An 18,735-nucleotide genomic window follows, 5' to 3' on the forward strand; every position below is an offset into this window, starting at 1 on the left:
GTGAATTAAAGAAAATTGCCTCTGCAGAAAGCACTAATCAGTCAATCACTGTATGACTAGTTAGGTCAGTCATGGATGACAGCATTTAGCCGCTAATTTCGATACCGACAGTAGATAATATGCGGTATATTGTCGGGTTTTTACTGAGCTAATTTTTTAGTTAATGGCAATCAAATTTATATAAAAAAGCCAATACCGTCAGATATTGGCTTTTTGCTGTCACTAGCACTAGCACTAGCACATGCATTGTAGTGCACATTAAAAAATTATTTTCCGTAAACTTTTAAGCGTTTTTCAATAGGTTCAAAGGTTTTTTCACCTGCTGGGGCGGCGATACCACCAAATACCATCTGCGCAATAAGTTTCCAGTTGCTATCGATGTTCCATGTTTCTGCCACTTTTTCATCAATCACGCCATTGTAATGCTGTAAGTTTGCACCGATGTTGAGCGCGGCTAAGGCGTTCCAAATCGCATATTGGTGCATGGCACTGGTGTGTTCTGCCCATACTGGGAAATTATGCGCATACAGCGGGAATTGTTCTTGTAAGCCTTTGACCACTGATTGGTCTTCAAAATACAAGATAGTCCCTGCACCGGCTTTAAACATGGCCATTTTATCGGCAGTTGATTTGAATTTTTCATCATCATTCACCATCGCACGTAGCAAATCTTCGGTGATTTGCCAAAGTTTTTGATGGTCTTCACCAAACAATACCACCAAGCGGCTTGATTGTGAGTTGAATGAAGAGGGGGTATGTAACACGGCATGTTCAACCAGTTTAACTACCTCATCTTTTGAGACAGGTAATTGGTCATTGAGCATATAGATAGAACGGCGAGTTTCTGCAATATTGTGTAATGTTTCGACTGACATAATCAGCTCCTTTTCATTGTTATTTGATAATCAATCTACCTTATTAATTAAAGTTAAAGCCGATTGATGTGACACGGCTATTATATGCCTAAAATACTAATAAATAAAAACTATTTTGTAATTTTTTTTAACCATTAATTGTATTTATTAATTTTATCTAATATATTATTAAGGTTAATTTTGATAAATTTACGGCAAAATTTCGACCGCTGTACCAATATCCACTTGGTCATACAGTGTGATAATGTCTTGATTGCGCATGCGGATACAGCCATGAGAAAGCGGAATGCCCATCGGCTCGGTATTGGGCGTCCCATGAATGTAAATGTAACGCGCCTTGGTATCACACACCCCTTGCTCATTGGCGCCTTTATTAAAGCCCGTTTCATTTCCCTCTAACCACAAAATCCGTGTCAAAATCCAGTCTCGATTGGGGAATGTAGTTGCCAAATGATCGTCATAAATTTCGCCGGTAAATTGACGTGCCACAAATACACTGTTGATAGGTAAATTATCACCAAATTTTTCGCTAATCACGTGCGCACCGAGCGGTGTGCAGCCAGTATCCTGCAGTTGTCCAATACCATTTTTGGCGGTAGAGATGGGGTAAGTTTGTGATTGGTTGCTACTAAGACATAAAGTAAGCTGTTGTTTTTCAATTGAAATAATGATTTTTGGGTAAGGCATAATCGACTCGTTCAATATTAAGCTTAGACTATCATAACAAAAAAGCCCATCATATTCATGACAGGCTTTTTAAGAAAAATTTGAAAACACACAATCAGTTATTTGATGTCAGCAGTGGATACCCATAAGGTAGAATCAGCAATGTTCACAAAGCCATTTTTGGCTAATACCCAGCTAAACTTGACGCCTTTGGGCAGGGTCTGCACCACGGGGCATAGACGATTGGGACAAGAACGTACAATCGCCTCTTTTTTGGTTTGTGCTTGATGAACGCTATCGGCTTGCGCAGTGAGTGGTAAAACCACCCATACCAAAGCCGCAGCCAAATTTGTCAGTTTATAGTTAGCAAGGAATGATTTAATGATCGCGCTCATGATTTTTCAAAAAATACAGTCAAATAAATACAGCCAAATAGTGAGAAAATTTTATCAATAAATTATCTATTAAAACGAAAAAACTATTGTCATATTCACGTAAAAATACTGTGACAATAGGTATAACAAAAACTTAAAAAAGAAAAAGGCCTACGAAAACGTAAGCCTTTTTAATTTGGTCGGAACGGCGTAAACCAAACTAAAGGCTGTAGGTAAGTTGTATCAAGGCTTTCAAAAATTGAATTTAATTTTATACCACCAAATATACCACCAAATTAAAAAGTCACCGCATATTCTAGCTTATTTTTGGCTTAAAATTTAGCTTAAATTACTTTCTGTAACCTTCTAAATCATGCCGCCTAACGTATGCAAAAAGTAGGGGTTACTGCTCCGAAAAATCACTTTCTAACGTGTGCAAAAATTCCTGCTCGTACTGTCCCGAAAAGTCCACCGCCTAACGTGCCTAAAAATTAACTTCCCTACTAGGATAATCAGCCTTACATGGGGTTAAATTTCAAAAGGCTATTAAATGCCTAAATCCATTAAACCTTTTAACGGGCTGTTACGTTCTTTTTCTCTGTACTCGATAGCCCTGCCACCGCCAAATAACTTTGCTTTGGATAGCGTACATAATAAGGCGGTTTTGTAATCGTCATTATCTAGGGCTTGCTGCCTAACTTCGTTGATCTCATCTAGTAAGTTATCTAATGTAATCGTGTCTTTGGTCTGCATGGTTATAACTCTCTTTGACTAGGTAACGTGATATTCATACGTTGACAAGTAACGCCTAGTATCTGCTCTACTAACTTGGTGTGTTGCCATGTCAATTTAAAATAGGTTTGGTAGTGCATACCCTTAGGCTTTGCCCCATGTCCGTTTGCAATGCCTGCTTGCCATCCTAAGCGGTGGCGTATCTTTTCCACTTTGTGAAACAATTTATCATAGGGCTGTTCTAACTGGCTGGCATAGTTTGCACCAATGCAATGCCTGCAGACAAATACCCCTGCTAAATATAAAACGCCTACACGTTTATTGCAGTTTGGACAATTAAACCAATAACGATACCCGCCATAATTACACGCTGTTTTTGATACATTAACTCTATAGCTGTAGGGCTTGCCCTTGAAATTGTAGCTTAGGTTTAAATGGTCTGATTGACTTTGCAGCAAACTATCCTTAAAGGCGGCTATTTTTAATTTTTGATAGTTGCTAAGGCTGTGAGTAGTTGCTAACTTTGGCATTTTGATATCTAAATTATTAAGCAAATTTGCTTTATCCTATCATATAAGCAAAATTTAAATAAAAAAAGCTAACTAAAATATATAGTTAGCTTGAAAAAAAACTAAAATTTATTAATTTATATTATTTTTGGTTCTTAAAATTTTCAAAAGCAGCTTTAATAATAGTAGATGTTTTCATATTGGAAGGAACATAATTCAAATTATCACTGTTATCTTTGACTGCAAGTAAGCACAAATCTGCAGTTTTCATACTGTCTGGAAGTTGTCGAAAATAACTAGGATCATTTTTGTATAAAGTATGATGCATATTTAATGTAAAAAATTCACTTGGAATCAAATCTTTTACTGAAAGGTCTATAGCAAGTGCGTTTGAGCAAAGTTTTTGTGTAATCTCATTTTTTTCTAAATATGCTAGATTAAATGGATTTTCTTTTATCAAATCTAAGTACATTTGCTCAGCAATATGAGAATCAGTAACGTTTTCTCTAATCCATAAAAATAGGTCTTTAGAATGTTTATTTCCCAAATTCTTTTTGATTTTTCTTTCTGAAAACAAAGAGGTTATTGCAGATATTAACGGCATTTGAAATTACCTAGAACATTTCTAAAACAACTAAATAGTATCTAATTACTTAGTACTAAAAAGATTAGTTACTTTTGAGCAATAAAATGATTTAAAGCAAACAAATTTAAACAATTTTACAGTATTTAATGTAACTTGTACATTCTATAGAATTATTAAATCTTTGATTTTTTTTTCAATTTTAATTATTAAAAGTTTATTGTTTATCTAAAATATGTGTTGTCTAATCAATCATGCTTATAGTTTGGCTTTGCCGTTCAATAGGCTGTTCACTTTCTGCCAATGCCTTGTTATTGCTGGCTGTGGTGGTGTTCATTTTTGGGCGTTCTCGTAATGTCCCCAAAATCCCCCTTTTTTATGGACTCTAATTATTATTTACTGTGCCTTTTGATGGACTAAAAGAATTACTACTAAAATTTTAATTTTGCGGTGGTATTTTTTTAGTGGTGTGGGCGGTCATTTATCATTAATCGGCTAAACTTTTACTATGCCCCTACCATGCAAAAACTGTAAAAAAATTAAGTTTTTGGAAAATAGGATTTTTTTTCTAAATGAAAGGGCGGGCGGTGTCCGTTGGTGGTGTCGCTTTCAATAATCTGATACCCCCCGCCATTGCTCACCATTTGCGCTATGTGGTGGCTTTGGTTGTTGGTGCTATGTTTACCTATCTAATGGGTTAAAGTGGCTATAGGGTGCTATGGGTGGGCTTGGCTTTCAAACTGTAACTAGGTTGTCTTAATCATGCCCGCCTAATGTATATATATCTAACACTAACGTGAAAACGGTGAAAGCGTGAAAATGAATACCTTTACCCCTTGATATATCTAGCATTTAGCATTTCACCAAAATAATAACCATGTGAAAACGGTGAAAACGGGCATTAATGGCTGGCTAGTTGGTGCTATTTTCACTTTACTTTCACCACTTTCACCAATCACAAAAAAAGGTGAAAACATGAAATACCTTGATATTACTAGCTTTCACAAGGTCAATTTCACACTTTCACCATTTTCACCACTTTTAAATATAAATACTAATTTAATGCCTGCGGGTTAATCTCAATAAATCGGCTGTTATCCTGTGTAGTCACTTGAATATAACCTTTATCAGTTAACAAACTTATGGCAAGTTCAAATTCAGCTTTACGCCTTAAGGCTCTTACACTTACCTTGCTTTGGGCTTCTGCATAACTTAACCGCTTAACACCCTTTGTCTTACACTGTTTAACTAGCCAATCCATTAACTTTTGGCTGTCGCTTTTTTCATGGGCTTTAATATCTAAATAACGTAACCTTTCGGCTGTTGAATACTCTACTAACTTAAAGGCTCTTTGTAGATCATTCACTTCTACCGCTTGGCGATTATCAAAAAAAGCCATTAATGAGGCTATGCGGGTAGCATTTTCAGCCATACGGCTAGCAAAAGCCTTTAAATATTCAAGGGTTCGCCCTTTAGCTTGGCGGTGTTCTATTGATTGTTGGTAATCTGCTAAAGCCTGCCTTGCCCCATCACCAAAAGGCATATTTACCCTTATTGGCTTGCCAGCTTCATCTAAGGGCTGTTGCTGGTTTGGTGGTGGCTCTAAAAGTATATCGCACCTTGTCCAATAGGCTAACAATCTTGGATCATCATAGGGGCTTTGGCTCATGCGCTCGGCTGTATTCCACACCCTTTGTCCTTGTAAGCTATCGGGGCAAGCTATCAAGCTACGGGCTAAAAATCCTTGTCCATTCATCACGGGGTCAGTTAATGCGGGTTCAAGTATTACCCGTTGCCCCATGATATCTAGTGTTAATCTAGCGTCATAGGCGTTTGTTTGTGGTACTGCAGTTTTACCCCGTTGTGATCGTAAACGGCTAGCCTCTCCATCACTCCATAACTTTGTAAGGCTTGATAGGGCATTGCCTGCGGTGTCGCTTTTCATAGTATGCCCGTTAAAAAACTGCCCCGCCTCGTCAGTTGTCCATGATAGGTTAGCTAATTCATCTATGATAAATTTATCTAAAACCGCTTCAATCGTTGCGTCAGTAACTAGGATTGTATTGTTTTTAGGCTTTGGGGTGTCTTTGATATATTCGGCTTTCTCTTTACCCTTAAGGCTATCTAGATCCGCTTGCCATTCTCTAAGTAAAGTTAAAAATACTTGATAGGCGTTTTTATCCCATTGCTTAATGCTGTAGTGTGATAGCTTGCTGGCAAAAGTTTTACCGCTCCCGCTTTCGCCCTCTGTGACTAGGTAAAGGCTAGCGGGTATGTGGCTATGTCCAAAAGGTGCATTAATATAGCGTTGTCCTATGGTTGCCAATGCCCCTAAAATACATTGCCCCGCCATTGCTAGGGGTACTTGTGCATGGTGGGCTATGGCTTCAATCGCTTGTCTTAAAACGCCTTGCCATGCTTCAATAGGGTAACGGGTGGCGGGCGTGTTTGTGTCCTCTAGTGGTTCAAGTTCACCCCATTCAATACCGTTTAGCTCTATCACTTTGGTATCGCTTAAGGTCAAAATATCATCAATACATTGTTCAATGATTAAATCATCTATAAGGTCAACGATTGATACAATTTTGACGTTATCGCCCTTAAATGTCCGCTCGTACTCTTTGCCATGCTCATAATCGGTTAATATCATAACTTGGCTTTGGCTGGCATGGGCTTTAACTAGGCTGTCAAAATGCCATGTATTAAGGGGTGTTATCACGGTGTAATTTTCGCCCCGTGTTTTAGTGTAGATTGCTACGATCATGGCAATAGTTAAATCACGGATTGCCACCACTTGCCCGCCATTACCAAAGATAAACCCATCATTGTTGAACCCATGTAATAAAAAAGGCTCTTTATTGTCTAATGGAAATATAGCAAGGTTTGATTGTTGGTAATGCTGATTGTATAGAACCGTTGCTATGCTATTGGCGGTAGGCTTAACATTTTCATCTATAGTAATATCACAATCTACAATCTTTAACTTGTCATCATCTAATAAACAAGATAAATTACTTAGCGTCTGTGTAGTTAGATCTGTTTGGTTTGCTGTTTTAAAATCCGCTATGAATTTTACGAAGTCCATGCCGCTATCGGTGTGGGCTTTTTCATTTGTCGGTATCGCTAAATTATTCATTATTCCCCCTTGCCAATGGCTGTAAATTCGTTTTGTAGCTGTTTTGCGGTGTTGGTGGTATAACTGCACCGTCTAAGCAAATAAAGGGCGTTAAGCCCCTTATTTTTGCCACAATTTAGGGCGGTTTTATTCATTCTTTGCCCCCGTTTGGTGTAATGGGTGTTTTTCAATTTCCCAATTAACGCCATCTAAAAAATCACTCGTTAAATGCTGGGCAATGAATAGGGATTGTTTAGCCTGTTCTATCGCATAGTAAGGGGCGTTACCGTTGGTTAGGTCATCAATAGCAGTATTAACCATTTTCCATAGCATAGTTAAATGCTCACGGTTAAGGGTCAATTTGTCGTAAACTTCACTGTTTAAGCTATCAATTTGGCTTTGTAGTTCGGCTTGGGTGGTTGCCTGTAGGCGTGGGGTGTGGTTTTGATTAGCCATGATTAGCTACTCCTTTCGATTGTTGAGTTAATAAAGATTGCCAATCCCAAAAAGGGGGAAGGCAAGGCTCACTCTTGGCTCGAAAGAAACCACCTCGCATATTCACCGTAAAGGCTATTTTATTTTGCGATGTCACCTCGCCATAATTGGTTACGCTGTGGGCGTATATATGACGGTTTAACCCTGTGAAATGGGTTAGGGGTGCTATGCTGTCTATATCGTTGACTTGAGAGGTCAGGCGATAGTTAGGCATAAAAAAAGCCAATGAATAACGGCTTGGCTGTCCGCTTTCGAGTTTTGAGAGGTCTTTATTATCAATCACGCCCGCCACACTTTGCAAGTTATTTTTAGGGTGGGCTTGGTGATAACTGCTAATGAGTAGCAATAAACCAATCATCAAAACCGCTAGTAATATGCTTTTTATCACATCACTAAAAGTTACCTTTGTGCTAGTGTCAATTTGCCCATTTTTAAGCGTTTCTAGCGTGTTTGGCTGTTGGGCGGTGTCTTTATAGTGGTTCATAATTCTGCTCACTGTATGCGGTTAATATTGCCTTGATATACGCCCAATTCATCTAGGCGGCTTATCACTTCACTTTCATCTATGCCAAGTTTGGCGGCTATATCTGCTGCGCTATAAAGCGGTTCGCCATCATCACTGTAACCGCTTATAGGTGGCATCAAGTCCAATTCTTTAGCCTTTGCGTGGGCTTCTTGCTTGATATACTCGGGTGATAACTCAAACACTTTCATAAACTGGTTAAGGGCTTGTTCGCTGTCCTCGCCGTGCTTTTCTACGATACGTTTATACTTATCAAATTCAGTAAAAAACGCTGGGTTTATTGGCTCATTCATGCGCTGGTTTCCTGTAGGTAGTATTTAACAAACGGTTCGCCCGTCACTGGGTCTTTGCAATCAAGGCTAATGATATCCATGCCCTTTTTGCGTAATAGCCATATGATATCGGTGGGGCGGTTAATACCCATTTTGATAATGTCACGCACGGTTAAAACCTCGCCCGCTAAAAGGCGGTTTTTGACTTGTTGAATTTTGGTTATGCGCTTTGGTTTGCTTGGCTGTGTATTTTTGCTAGTAGTCATGGCTGCCCCCTTATGCTGTTGCCTGTTGTTCTAGGCTTTCAAGCCATGCCAATACATCAGCATTGCGCCATACGGTAGTATTTGCGCCTAATTTGATTGGGGCGGGGAATTTTCCCTCTTTGACAAGTTTGTAAAATGACGTTTTGCCAATCGGTAAAAGTTGCAAAATTTGCTTGGCACGGCTTACGCCTTGAGGGGGTAGGGTAAAAGGTTGGTTTTTGTTCGTCATGGTGTGATAACTCCCAAACGTGGTTAATTAAGAACCGCTTAACTCTTTTTGGTTCGCTTGGGTTTATTTTATGTTCAAAAACTAAGAAATTAAAAGCCTTAAAAAATCGTAAGATATTGATAATCAAAGTTTTATGTACATGTACAGACATGTACAGACATGTACGGACATGTACGGACATGTACGGACAATCAAATAATTTTGTTAGTTTTTGTAAAATATTGCATTAATGCATATCAAGCGTATTTATTGAATACCGATATAAAGTTTTGCGGTTCGCTTGGGTGTAGTTTAGGCGGTGGGGTAAATACAAAAAATCCCCTAACCGCTAAGGGTAAGGGGATTGCCTAGTGTTTTAAAAGGATAGGATAATTATTTTTTCAAGGTTAGGATAATTGGCGGCTGACTTTTCGGTGTGTTACCTGCTTTGCTTGCATACTTTGGGGCGTGGGGTCTTATCCAATCCTTAATTGTATCATTGCCTTGTGGTAATGCGTTGTTATCAAACTCATGTATCAATGGGTAAAGCTGGGTTGCCATTTCGCCAATGCGTAATTGTTGGTTGGTGTCTATATTCCATAAAAATTTAGCCACAATACTAGCAAAAGCCTTTGCCTTATCTTTATCATAATTAACCTTTGCAATTCCCTTTAGTGGCTCATCTGCTGCCATGTCGCTTGGCTGGTTTGGTTGTTGCTCAAGCTGGGCTTTTAGGTCTGCTATCTCTTTGGCTTGCCTGTCTATGGTCTCTCGTTGCTTTTGTATTAACTTATCCTTATCAAGGGTCTGTTCTATAAGATTTGACTTAGTTGTAAAAATTATAGGTATAGCATCATAAATTTTATCTAAATCAGATTTTAAAATAACGATATCATCAAAAGAGAAATATTTAGGATAATCAATTGACCAATTGCGAGTATTATCAAAAATACTGATTTCACCTTTTACTTCGAATATAGGTTTATGATTTTCACCATTGATATAATCTAAGAAATTATTCAGTAAATATTCTCTTAAATGTCTATCAATCATCATAGGGTTATGAAAACCTAAGAATAAATCAATATTTTCTGTTTTTATTAAATCTAAGATTATTTTTAAATTTTTCCGTTCGGCTGATTTATGACTATCACCTAAAGGAATAATGTTTTTTAACTGCAAATATTTTCTTACATCATCTATTTTTAAAAAAGTTTTTCTTGGTAAATACATTAAAAAAAAATGTTTTAAAAGCTGTATTTCCCTATTTAAATCATGTGAAATATTTTCCATCATTCGCACCATACGCACCAATAAAAGAGGGTGCAAGGCGGGCGGGGTTTGGTGCGAAAATTCCCCGCTTTCGGGCTGCAGTTCCTAGCCTTGCAAAACTGGTATTAATCGTTCATAGCTTTTTTAATGTTGTTACTACCAAAATGAATAACATTGTCCATCTTGCCTGCCTTAACATCATCAATAAACTTTGCCCATTCATTCATCATCTTCACCCTGTAGGGCAAGTGCTTCGCCCCGTTGTAGGCTTTACTGGTCTTGCTTTCGCTATCGTGGGCAAGCTGTAACTCAATGGCTTCATGCATATATTGGCGTTCGTGTAGGGTCGTGCTTGCCAATCCCCTAAATCCGTGACCTGTCATTACATCACGATAACCCATCTTTTTAAGGGCGTTGGTAAATACATTTTCGCTATAGGGTTGCTGGCGTGATGAATTAAAAAAAACATAAGTATCGGATAAGCCAAAATCTTTAATCTGTTTTAGGATATCTAAAACCTGCGGGGCTAACGGTACAATATGCGGGCGGTTCATTTTCATGCGTTCGGCTGGTATGCGCCATAACTTACCTTGCCAATCCACTTCATTCCATTGCATAAAGCGTAACTCGTTAGTACGAACGAACGTATAAGCCAAAAGGTAAAAACCTAGCTTTGTGAGCGGGTCGCCTTTGTAGCTGTCTATATCGCTTAGTAGTTGCGGTAACTGATTGATAGTAATGCGTGCAAAGTTTTTTTGCTGGCGTGGTGTCAATGCTTGGCTTAGTTTGTAAGTAGGGTTGTAAGTGACAATACCTAAACGCATAGCATAGGTGAATACTTGTCCTATTTGTCCAATGGCACGCCTTGCCATATCACCTGCGCCCCTGTTCTCGATACGGTGGGCAATGTCTAATATTTCAAGGGGGGTAATGGTGGTAATGTCTTTATCACCAATGAAAGGCTTAATATCACGCTCATATAAACTATAGTCACGGCTAAAAGTTCCCGCCTTAATAGTTGTTTTGCGTTTGTCATGCCATTGCTGGGCTAAATTAGCAAATTGATTTATACCACTATCTGCGGTGGTATATTTTTGGGCTTTAGGGTCAATGCCTTGTTTGATTAACTCACGAACTTCATTATTTTTAAGCCTTGCTTGCTGTAGGCTCATAGCTGGGTATTTGCCAATCACTAGATTTTGACGCTTGCCATGTAATCTGTAATCTAATACCCATGTTTTGCTGCCTGTGGTTCTCACCCATAATTGCAAGCCATTACCATCACTTACCTTATCGGGCTTGTTTGGCGTGCATTTATCGCTAGGTAATAAGGCTTTGATTTTTCTGTCGTTGAGTAGCATGGTGGTATAAAAAGCCGTGAAAATGATTTATACCACCAAATATACCACCAAAATAAAATATGTTCTATACAGTTCAATAGGGTTTATATAGTTCAAAAACCCTGCAAAACCGCATAAAAAGGGGGCTTACGAACTAACGTAAACCCCCTTGATATTGTGTTTGGTCGGAACGGCGGGATTCGAACTCGCGACCCCTTGCACCCCATGCAAGTGCGCTACCAGACTGCGCTACGCCCCGAAAGGTGTACTATTCTACCAAAAATGACAGAATTTGCAATACAAACTTATCCAATTAGTTCTTTTAACAGCTGATTAACTTGAGCCGGGTTGGCTTTACCTTTAGAGGCTTTCATCACTTGACCGACAAGACCGTTAAAGGCTTTTTCTTTACCTGACTTGTACTCATCGACCATCGCTTGGTTGTTTTTCAACACATCTTCGACAATCGCTTTAATCGCGCCTGTATCGGTTTCTTGTTTTAAACCTTTATCGGCAATGATTTTATCCACGGCTGTTTCATCGTCACCGCCTTCGCCAGCGAATAGGGCGATAAAGGCTTGTTTAGCCAGCTTGCCTGATAGCGTATTGTCTTTGATACGCTCTAGCAGTTTGGCAAATTGGCTCACTGAAATCGGGCTTTGCTCAATGGTTTTTTCATCTTTGTTGAGCGCGCCGAGCAGGTCACCCATTATCCAGTTAGCAGCCAGTTTGGCGTTATCGTGACCGACTTTTGCCACTACTTGCTCAAAGTAATCAGCGAGCGAACGGCTAGCGGTTAAAATACGGCTATCATATTCAGGTAAGCCAAGCGCCGATTGAAAACGCTCACGACGTGCCACTGGCAATTCTGGCATGGCGTTTTTGATTTGTTCAAAAGTTGCGGTATCAATATGCACAGGTAAAAGGTCTGGGTCTGGGAAGTAGCGGTAGTCGTTGGCTTCTTCTTTGGTACGCATTGAGCGCGTTTCGTCTTTGTCGGGATCGTACAGGCGAGTGGCTTGTATGACTTTGCCGCCGTCTTCAATTAAGTCAATTTGACGCTCGATTTCCACCGTGATGGCGCGCTCGATAAAGCGAAACGAGTTAAGGTTCTTAATCTCACAGCGAGTACCCAAGTCGGCACCGGGTTTTCGCACGGAGACGTTACAGTCGGCACGGAACGAGCCTTCCGCCATAATGGCATCAGAAATACCGAGCCAAGTGACCAACTGGTGAATGGCTTTGACATAGGCAACCGCCTCGGCAGCTGAGCGCATATCAGGCTCCGAGACGATTTCAATCAGCGGCGTACCGGCACGGTTTAAATCCACGCCTGTCATTTGTGGCACCGCATCATGCACCGATTTGCCCGCATCTTCTTCTAAGTGAGCACGGGTAATGTGAATACGTTTGGGATATTCGTTTTTTTCACCTTCATTGACCACGATGTCGATATAGCCTGTACCGACAATCGGGTGCGCCATTTGGCTGATTTGGTAGCCTTTTGGCAAGTCGGGATAAAAATAATTTTTACGGTCAAAGGCGTTCATCATGCCAATTTCAGCATTGACGCCAAGCCCAAACATCACCGCTTTTTCTACCACATTTTTGTTGAGTACAGGCAGCGCCCCTGGCATGGCTAGGTCAACGATATTGGCTTGGGTGTTGGGTTCTTGCCCAAATAGCGTTGATGCGGAGGAGAAAATTTTAGTGTTGGTGTTGAGTTGGCAGTGGATTTCGATACCGATAACCACTTCATAGCCATCCACTAAAGGCGCTTGCGGTTTATTTTCGTTTGTCATAACAAGGCTCCTTAGGCTTTGGCGATGGGTGATAGTTGTTGGTGAAAATCAGTGACTTGCTGATACGCATCGGCAGTTTGCAGTAGTGTCTCTTCATCCCATGCTTTTGCAATCAGCTGTAAGCCGACAGGCAGATTGTCACTATCAAAACCCACTGAATGGCTTAATGAAGGTAAACCGGCTAAATTCACGCCAATGGTATAAACATCCCCCATATAAATTTCGGCAGGGCTAAGGCTTGCACCGATTTTATAAGCCGTCGTTGGCGCAGTTGGGGTGGCAATGACATCACAGCTTTCAAAGGCTTTGGCAAAATCTTGGCTGATGAGGCGGCGCACTTTTTGCGCTTTGACATAATAAGCATCAAAATAACCCGCTGATAACGCATAGGTACCCATCAAAATACGGCGCTGTACTTCGGCACCAAAGCCTTCAGAACGTGAGCGGGTGTATAAATCTTCCAAGTTTTTTGGGCTGTCACAGCGGTAGCCATAACGCACCCCATCATAACGCGATAAGTTAGATGAAGCCTCGGCTGGGGCGAGCAAATAATAAGTGGCAAGGGTGATTTCAGGTTTGGTCAAATTCACATCCACCAAGCTTGCACCCAGGGCCTGGTATTGTTTTAATGCCGCTTCTACACTGGCTTTAACCTTGCTATTTAAGCCATCGGCAAAGTATTCGGTTGGGATACCGATGCGTAACCCTTGAAGCGGTTTATCATGGCTGGCATTGGCTTGGCGTTTGCTGGTCAAACTAGCGACAAAATCCGGCACATCTTTGTTGGCGGATGTTGAGTCTTTGCTGTCATGACCTGATAACACGTTGAGCAAATAGGCGCAGTCTTCTGCGGTTTTACCAAAACTGCCAGCTTGGTCAAAACTTGACGCATACGCCACCATGCCATAACGTGAAACACGCCCGTAAGTTGGCTTAATCCCTGTCAAACCACAAAATGATGCAGGTTGGCGAATCGAGCCGCCGGTATCTGAGCCTGTGGCAAAGGGCGCAAAACCTGCCGCAACCGCAGCTGCGCTCCCGCCCGATGAACCGCCTGGTACACGGCTGATATCCCAAGGGTTGTGCACGGCGCCAAAGTAAGATGACTCATTGTCCGAGCCCATCGCGAACTCATCCATACTGGTTTTGCCAAGCATGACTAAGCCTGCATTTAGGCAGTTTTCAACGATGGTGGCGTTGTAAGGCGCTACAAAATTTTCTAGCATTTTTGAGCCACAAGTGGTTAAAACGCCTTGGGTACAAAAAATATCTTTATGAGCCAGTGGCACGCCCGTCAAGTCTGTACCTTTGCCTTCTGCCAATAATTTATCGGCGGCGGCAGCTTGCGCTAACGCTTGTTCAGGCGTGACTGTGATAAAGCTGTTGATGGCTTTATCATGCTGGGCAATCCGATTGAGAAAGTGCTTGGTAAGTTCGGTACTGCTAAAGTCTTTATTTTTTAGACCTGCTGCCAATTGGGCAACCGAAAACGTATGTAGTTCAGACATAATTTTCACTTATAATTAATTAACAAAAATTTGACAAGTTATTCGATGAGCTGTGGTTTATTCAATGACCTGTGGCACAAGGTATAAACCATCAGCGACACTTGGCGCAATGGACTGATTTAGCTCACGATTGACTTCGACCCCATTACCGCCAATAACATCTTCACGCAGTGGCTGGGTCATATCATGGACATTGGTAAGCGGTGCGATATTGTCAGTATTGACCTCTGCCAAAATATCCATCATCGATAGGATTTTGCTTAGGTCATTAGCATAACTATCTGCCTGCTCAGCGGTCACGCCAAGTCGAGCAAGTTTGGCGATGTTCATAATTTCATCAGTTGAAAGAGTCTGCGACATGATGAGTTCCTTAAGTACAAACAAAAATAAAAAACGGACAAACAAGGCAAATGTTCGATGCGATTTTAAACCAGCCCATTATAGCAACAGCCTATAATAAAAGAGGATAAAACCTGATAAAAAACAGTTGCTTTAGTTTAGTTACTTTTAATAACAAATTTGAAAAAATAGGGTGATGTGACCTAAATAATTTGTCACAAAAAATTCGTGAATAAAGATAGAATGTGATTAAATCACTATATTTTGCGATATTTTACCGCTATAATCTAGCACTATTCTTACTAAACGCAAATTAATCGCATTAAAGTCACTATTGCCTAAACCTCTTTAAAATCATCGTCACCTTTTTTATCTAAAAAGATAGCCTTTTAACTGTGAATCGTTAAGAGTTTCTTGCTATTTTTTATGTAAAATACAGCGGCTGTAAGTAGCTTGCTTCAGATTTTTTGCTAGTGGGCACAATAGGGTGGTTTTGAAACATGGGCATTAGAAACATCGGCATTAAAGGCTTTTAAATAAACTCTTTTAAAAAATGCGTTGTTGACTCGATGTGCGATTAAACACCCCGCTAATTTCTGCTTTGCTTGCAGTGTAGTTTTGTTATCACTGGGAAATGATACATGAGCCTTTTCGGATTTTTATCAAGTAATATCGCCATCGACCTTGGCACTGCCAACACGTTAATTTTCACCCCAGGTAAAGGTGTGGTCCTCAATGAACCAACGGTTGTTGCGCTTCGTAGTAACCGTACCCAAAATCCTACCGTTGCGGCCGTCGGTCTTGATGCCAAACAAATGCTAGGTCGTACCCCAGATAATATCACTGCGATTCGTCCACTCAAAGACGGTGTGATTGCCGATTTTGAAGTGACTCAAAAAATGCTCAAGCATTTTATCAACAAAGTGAAAGTGAAACGTTTTTTGGCCAATCCAAACGTGATTGTTTGTGTGCCTTGTAAATCTACTTTGGTAGAACGTCGTGCGATTCGTGAAGCGGTTGAATCGGCAGGCGCAAACAAAGCCTTATTGCTTGAAGAGCCTATGGCAGCTGCGATTGGCGCAGGATTACCCGTTCATGAAGCCAGTGGTTCGATGGTGGTGGATATTGGTGGCGGTACCACAGAGATTGCGGTGATTGCACTATCAGGCTGTGTGTATGCCGACTCCATCCGTATCGGCGGTGATGTGTTCGATGAAGCGATTATTACTCATGTCCGCCGTACCCATGGCTGTGTGATTGGTGAAACCACGGCTGAACGCATCAAAACTGAAGTAGGGACGGCAATTGAAGATCCTGAAAACCCCTTGGAAGTGGAAGTGCGTGGTCGTAGTATGGCAGAAGGGGTGCCTAAATCATTTGTGGTGACATCCGCCGAAATCCAAAAAGCCTTAAGCGACCCTATTGCTGGTATTATCTCAGGTGTCAAAGCGGCGCTTGAGCAAACCCCGCCTGAATTATCAGCCGATATCGCAGAGCGTGGTATTGTATTAACCGGTGGTGGTGCACTATTACGCAATCTTGATGAGCTGATTTCGCGCGAGACAGGCTTGCCTGTCACGGTAGCCGAAGACCCTTTGACTTGTGTCAGCCGAGGTGGTGGTAAAGCGTTAGAGTTTATCAATAACAGAGCATTGAATATGATTTTTGTCTGATGTTAACTGATGTGTTACCGTTAACCGCTATTTTTTAATAGCGGTTTTATTGCTTTATTGACAAGATGATTTTACGATAGCTTTGTTTAAAAGATTTTTGCTATCCTGATGGCTTGTTATCGCGCGCTGTATTGGCCGTCACGGATTTTGCTTGGATGTTACTTATGTCACTTACTATTTTTACCCAACAACCGCTCGCCATTCGCAAGACCATTATTGTGGTGTTTGCGGCGATTGTGCTGATGTTATTGGATAGTAAAAATAGCAGTTGGTTTCAGCCAGTACGTACCGCGACCCATGCCGCCATGCAGCCCATCTATCAAGTATCGGCTTATCCAAGTTTTTTTGCAGGCTGGCTTGATAGTACTATGACCGAAAAAGAAGCGTTACGCCGTGAGAATGTCCAGTTAAAAGCTGAGCTTGTGCATGCCAAAGCGCAATTACAGCAGCAAGATTATCTTGTTGCGCAAAATGCCCGACTGCAAGGGATTTTATCCGCCACCACGCCAGACCAGTTTAATTTGCTGTTGTCGCACGTGATTGGTACCGATAGCAATCCACTGCGGCAAATGGTGGTCATCAATAAAGGCAGCAAAGACGGAGTGATTGTCGGGCAAACGGTGATTGATGAAAACGGCATTCTTGGACAAGTCGTCAATGTTTATCCCGATACCTGCCGTGTGGTGCTAATCAGCGATGACCAACAATCGGTTGCCGTGACTATCAAACGTACCGGGCAAAAAGCCATCGTGTCGGGCAAAGGTAATCCACAGTATTTGGTGCTAGATTATATCTTTAAGGCATCGGATGTACGCATTGGTGATGAGCTAATTTCATCGGGGCTTGGTGGTCGTATTCCTGCCGGATTTCCTGTTGGGCGGGTGGCAAAAGTAGAGGCCGAGCAAGCGGGGGGCTATGCCAAGATTATGGTGAAACCCGCTGCCAATTTTATCAATACGTCTTATGTTTTACTGCTTCAGCAAAAGGTTTAAAATCACTGATTATGGTCGTCGTTCAGCGCAAAAAAACCAAACAGCATTTATATATTGTGATGGCAATCAGTTTTATCATCGCATCGCTACTTAGTGTGTATCCGCTGTCGGCAGAGATTGCGCTATTTCGTCCGATGTGGATGATTATGATGCTGATTTTTTGGCTGATATTTCAACCGACTTTGATTGGCATGGGATTGGCGTTTGTGGTTGGTCTGTTTGCTGATTTACTCACAGATAGCCGAATCGGTCAGCAAGCCTTATGTGCGGTGCTGGTGGCATTTTTTATCAAATTTGTCAGTGGTTATTTACGCCAACTGTCCTCAAACTTGGTATGGCTGCTTGCTGGCGCCTGTTTGCTGATTTATCAACTTGCGTTAATTTTTCTGCATTTATTTACCCAAGGGGTGTTTGCACCCCAATTACTTTATACCGTTGCCGTCAGTACCTTAATTTGGCCGCTGTTAGTCGCTGTCATGCTCCGTTATACGCGATAAGCGTATTAAGAAGTTATTATGTATCAATTTAATGCCACTATACCGATTATCTTGGCGTCCACATCACCTAGACGGCGTGAGTTGTTAGATCAAGTTGCGGTGCCACATACTTGTGTGGCAGTCAACATTGATGAAACACGGCGAGCAGAGGAATCGGCGATTGACTATATTGGGCGTATGGTGAGTCAAAAAGCGCAAGCCGCTTTACAAGTTTTGCCAACTGCTATGACCGAGTGTGTGGTGATTACCGCCGATACTATTGGCGTATTGCCGGATGGGTCAGTGCTGCAAAAACCTAACGATTTTGCCGATGCCTGTGCGATGTGGCGGCAAATGAGCAATGCCTCGCACCAAGTATGGACTGCAGTGCAAGTGAGCCGACTGGCGCAGCGTGGCGGTCAATGGCAGATGGATTATGCTGAGCGCACTGTGGTGAGAACTGATGTCAAATTTATCGCACTCACTGACAGCATGATGACGCATTATTGGCATACGGGTGAACCACAAGACAAAGCTGGCGGTTATGCCATTCAAGGGCTGGGCGCTGCGTGGGTCAAAGCGATTGACGGTAGCTATAGCAATGTGGTTGGACTGCCACTGGTAGAAACTTTGGACTTGCTTTCTCAGGTGATGCAAGCCCATTAGTAAAAATAAACTTAAAAAAAGCCATAAGTGCAAATCTTACGGCTTTTTT

The 18,735-nt window shown here is 41.3% G+C and carries 21 protein-coding genes and 1 tRNA gene; 4 read left to right on the forward strand and 18 right to left on the reverse strand.

Features of this window, described 5'->3' with window-relative positions; translation table 11 throughout:
* Window positions 1–266 precede the first annotated feature (266 nt).
* The 18 genes from RT422_RS06305 to gatC form a co-directional block, all read right to left on the reverse strand.
* Window positions 267–875: a nitroreductase family protein gene (locus tag RT422_RS06305; protein WP_050324646.1), complete on the reverse strand. Its 609-nt coding sequence runs from the start codon at window positions 873–875 to the stop codon at window positions 267–269.
* A gap of 189 nt (window positions 876–1,064) precedes the next feature.
* A complete protein-coding gene (locus tag RT422_RS06310) occupies window positions 1,065–1,562 on the reverse strand; it encodes a L,D-transpeptidase (protein WP_159676655.1) in 498 nt (165 codons plus the stop codon).
* 98 nt (window positions 1,563–1,660) lie between these two features.
* Entirely contained in the window at window positions 1,661–1,936 is a 276-nt protein-coding gene (locus tag RT422_RS06315) for a hypothetical protein (protein WP_313421692.1), read from the reverse strand.
* Window positions 1,937–2,461: 525 nt separating this feature from the next.
* The gene (locus tag RT422_RS06320) at window positions 2,462–2,668 is read right to left on the reverse strand and encodes a hypothetical protein (RefSeq protein ID WP_099834408.1); all 207 of its coding nucleotides are present in this window, start codon (window positions 2,666–2,668) and stop codon (window positions 2,462–2,464) included.
* Window positions 2,669–2,670: 2 nt separating this feature from the next.
* A complete protein-coding gene (locus tag RT422_RS06325; RefSeq protein WP_157797032.1) occupies window positions 2,671–3,177 on the reverse strand; it encodes a hypothetical protein in 507 nt (168 codons plus the stop codon).
* A gap of 121 nt (window positions 3,178–3,298) precedes the next feature.
* Entirely contained in the window at window positions 3,299–3,760 is a 462-nt protein-coding gene (locus tag RT422_RS06330; protein WP_099834406.1) for a hypothetical protein, read from the reverse strand.
* A 1,033-nt stretch (window positions 3,761–4,793) separates the two neighbouring features.
* Window positions 4,794–6,875, reverse strand: a complete 2,082-nt coding sequence (locus tag RT422_RS06335) for a DUF3987 domain-containing protein (protein WP_313421694.1) — start codon at window positions 6,873–6,875, stop codon at window positions 4,794–4,796.
* Between the two features lie 126 nt (window positions 6,876–7,001).
* Complete coding sequence (locus tag RT422_RS06340; protein WP_313421695.1) at window positions 7,002–7,310, reverse strand: hypothetical protein; 309 nt, start codon at window positions 7,308–7,310, stop codon at window positions 7,002–7,004.
* Window positions 7,303–7,833: a hypothetical protein gene (locus RT422_RS06345; protein WP_099834403.1), complete on the reverse strand. Its 531-nt coding sequence runs from the start codon at window positions 7,831–7,833 to the stop codon at window positions 7,303–7,305. Before RT422_RS06345 ends, RT422_RS06340 begins: the two co-directional genes overlap by 8 nt.
* A gap of 8 nt (window positions 7,834–7,841) precedes the next feature.
* Window positions 7,842–8,165 carry a hypothetical protein gene (locus RT422_RS06350; RefSeq protein ID WP_099834402.1) on the reverse strand — a complete coding sequence of 108 codons (324 nt, stop codon included), beginning with the start codon at window positions 8,163–8,165 and terminating at the stop codon, window positions 7,842–7,844.
* Window positions 8,162–8,410: a hypothetical protein gene (locus tag RT422_RS06355; protein WP_099834401.1), complete on the reverse strand. Its 249-nt coding sequence runs from the start codon at window positions 8,408–8,410 to the stop codon at window positions 8,162–8,164. Before RT422_RS06355 ends, RT422_RS06350 begins: the two co-directional genes overlap by 4 nt.
* 10 nt (window positions 8,411–8,420) lie before the next feature.
* The gene (locus RT422_RS06360) at window positions 8,421–8,639 is read right to left on the reverse strand and encodes a helix-turn-helix transcriptional regulator (protein WP_099834400.1); all 219 of its coding nucleotides are present in this window, start codon (window positions 8,637–8,639) and stop codon (window positions 8,421–8,423) included.
* Window positions 8,640–9,011: 372 nt separating this feature from the next.
* Window positions 9,012–9,911 (reverse strand): hypothetical protein, encoded by a 900-nt coding sequence (locus tag RT422_RS06365; RefSeq protein ID WP_099834399.1) that lies wholly within the window; start codon window positions 9,909–9,911, stop codon window positions 9,012–9,014.
* A 104-nt stretch (window positions 9,912–10,015) separates the two neighbouring features.
* Window positions 10,016–11,251 (reverse strand): site-specific integrase, encoded by a 1,236-nt coding sequence (locus RT422_RS06370; RefSeq protein ID WP_282841392.1) that lies wholly within the window; start codon window positions 11,249–11,251, stop codon window positions 10,016–10,018.
* A 161-nt stretch (window positions 11,252–11,412) separates the two neighbouring features.
* Window positions 11,413–11,489, reverse strand: a tRNA-Pro gene (locus RT422_RS06375).
* Between the two features lie 46 nt (window positions 11,490–11,535).
* Entirely contained in the window at window positions 11,536–13,032 is a 1,497-nt protein-coding gene (gatB, locus tag RT422_RS06380; protein WP_050324649.1) for an Asp-tRNA(Asn)/Glu-tRNA(Gln) amidotransferase subunit GatB, read from the reverse strand.
* 11 nt (window positions 13,033–13,043) lie between these two features.
* Window positions 13,044–14,540: an Asp-tRNA(Asn)/Glu-tRNA(Gln) amidotransferase subunit GatA gene (gene gatA / locus RT422_RS06385; RefSeq protein WP_313421697.1), complete on the reverse strand. Its 1,497-nt coding sequence runs from the start codon at window positions 14,538–14,540 to the stop codon at window positions 13,044–13,046.
* Between the two features lie 57 nt (window positions 14,541–14,597).
* Window positions 14,598–14,900: an Asp-tRNA(Asn)/Glu-tRNA(Gln) amidotransferase subunit GatC gene (gatC, locus tag RT422_RS06390; RefSeq protein ID WP_060995645.1), complete on the reverse strand. Its 303-nt coding sequence runs from the start codon at window positions 14,898–14,900 to the stop codon at window positions 14,598–14,600.
* Between the two features lie 620 nt (window positions 14,901–15,520).
* On the opposite strand from gatC, the gene RT422_RS06395 reads away from it, so the two are divergent.
* The 4 genes from RT422_RS06395 (at window position 15,521) to RT422_RS06410 (ending at window position 18,686) form a co-directional block, all read left to right on the forward strand.
* Entirely contained in the window at window positions 15,521–16,552 is a 1,032-nt protein-coding gene (locus RT422_RS06395) for a rod shape-determining protein (protein ID WP_312115696.1), read from the forward strand.
* Between the two features lie 164 nt (window positions 16,553–16,716).
* The gene (mreC, locus tag RT422_RS06400) at window positions 16,717–17,544 is read left to right on the forward strand and encodes a rod shape-determining protein MreC (protein WP_309592717.1); all 828 of its coding nucleotides are present in this window, start codon (window positions 16,717–16,719) and stop codon (window positions 17,542–17,544) included.
* 11 nt (window positions 17,545–17,555) lie between these two features.
* Window positions 17,556–18,041 (forward strand): rod shape-determining protein MreD, encoded by a 486-nt coding sequence (mreD, locus tag RT422_RS06405; protein ID WP_309596543.1) that lies wholly within the window; start codon window positions 17,556–17,558, stop codon window positions 18,039–18,041.
* Window positions 18,042–18,059: 18 nt separating this feature from the next.
* Window positions 18,060–18,686, forward strand: a complete 627-nt coding sequence (locus RT422_RS06410; RefSeq protein WP_099808461.1) for a Maf family protein — start codon at window positions 18,060–18,062, stop codon at window positions 18,684–18,686.
* Window positions 18,687–18,735 lie beyond the last annotated feature (49 nt).

Source organism: Moraxella sp. CTOTU49803 (assembly GCF_032097965.1).
Taxonomy (GTDB): Bacteria; Pseudomonadota; Gammaproteobacteria; order Pseudomonadales; family Moraxellaceae; genus Faucicola; species Faucicola tetraodonis.

Excerpts from the sequence above, each read along its gene's own strand:
- RT422_RS06305 (WP_050324646.1), bottom strand. The coding sequence starts at position 875 with ATGTCAGTCGAAACATTACACAATATTGCAGAAACTCGCCGTTCTATC.
- RT422_RS06310 (WP_159676655.1), bottom strand. The coding sequence starts at position 1,562 with ATGCCTTACCCAAAAATCATTATTTCAATTGAAAAACAACAGCTTACT.
- RT422_RS06315 (WP_313421692.1), bottom strand. The coding sequence starts at position 1,936 with ATGAGCGCGATCATTAAATCATTCCTTGCTAACTATAAACTGACAAAT.
- RT422_RS06320 (WP_099834408.1), bottom strand. The coding sequence starts at position 2,668 with ATGCAGACCAAAGACACGATTACATTAGATAACTTACTAGATGAGATC.
- RT422_RS06325 (WP_157797032.1), bottom strand. The coding sequence starts at position 3,177 with ATGCCAAAGTTAGCAACTACTCACAGCCTTAGCAACTATCAAAAATTA.
- RT422_RS06330 (WP_099834406.1), bottom strand. The coding sequence starts at position 3,760 with ATGCCGTTAATATCTGCAATAACCTCTTTGTTTTCAGAAAGAAAAATC.
- RT422_RS06335 (WP_313421694.1), bottom strand. The coding sequence starts at position 6,875 with ATGAATAATTTAGCGATACCGACAAATGAAAAAGCCCACACCGATAGC.
- RT422_RS06340 (WP_313421695.1), bottom strand. The coding sequence starts at position 7,310 with ATGGCTAATCAAAACCACACCCCACGCCTACAGGCAACCACCCAAGCC.
- RT422_RS06345 (WP_099834403.1), bottom strand. The coding sequence starts at position 7,833 with ATGAACCACTATAAAGACACCGCCCAACAGCCAAACACGCTAGAAACG.
- RT422_RS06350 (WP_099834402.1), bottom strand. The coding sequence starts at position 8,165 with ATGAATGAGCCAATAAACCCAGCGTTTTTTACTGAATTTGATAAGTAT.
- RT422_RS06355 (WP_099834401.1), bottom strand. The coding sequence starts at position 8,410 with ATGACTACTAGCAAAAATACACAGCCAAGCAAACCAAAGCGCATAACC.
- RT422_RS06360 (WP_099834400.1), bottom strand. The coding sequence starts at position 8,639 with ATGACGAACAAAAACCAACCTTTTACCCTACCCCCTCAAGGCGTAAGC.
- RT422_RS06365 (WP_099834399.1), bottom strand. The coding sequence starts at position 9,911 with ATGGAAAATATTTCACATGATTTAAATAGGGAAATACAGCTTTTAAAA.
- RT422_RS06370 (WP_282841392.1), bottom strand. The coding sequence starts at position 11,251 with ATGCTACTCAACGACAGAAAAATCAAAGCCTTATTACCTAGCGATAAA.
- gatB (WP_050324649.1), bottom strand. The coding sequence starts at position 13,032 with ATGACAAACGAAAATAAACCGCAAGCGCCTTTAGTGGATGGCTATGAA.
- gatA (WP_313421697.1), bottom strand. The coding sequence starts at position 14,540 with ATGTCTGAACTACATACGTTTTCGGTTGCCCAATTGGCAGCAGGTCTA.
- gatC (WP_060995645.1), bottom strand. The coding sequence starts at position 14,900 with ATGTCGCAGACTCTTTCAACTGATGAAATTATGAACATCGCCAAACTT.
- RT422_RS06395 (WP_312115696.1), top strand. The coding sequence starts at position 15,521 with ATGAGCCTTTTCGGATTTTTATCAAGTAATATCGCCATCGACCTTGGC.
- mreC (WP_309592717.1), top strand. The coding sequence starts at position 16,717 with ATGTCACTTACTATTTTTACCCAACAACCGCTCGCCATTCGCAAGACC.
- mreD (WP_309596543.1), top strand. The coding sequence starts at position 17,556 with ATGGTCGTCGTTCAGCGCAAAAAAACCAAACAGCATTTATATATTGTG.
- RT422_RS06410 (WP_099808461.1), top strand. The coding sequence starts at position 18,060 with ATGTATCAATTTAATGCCACTATACCGATTATCTTGGCGTCCACATCA.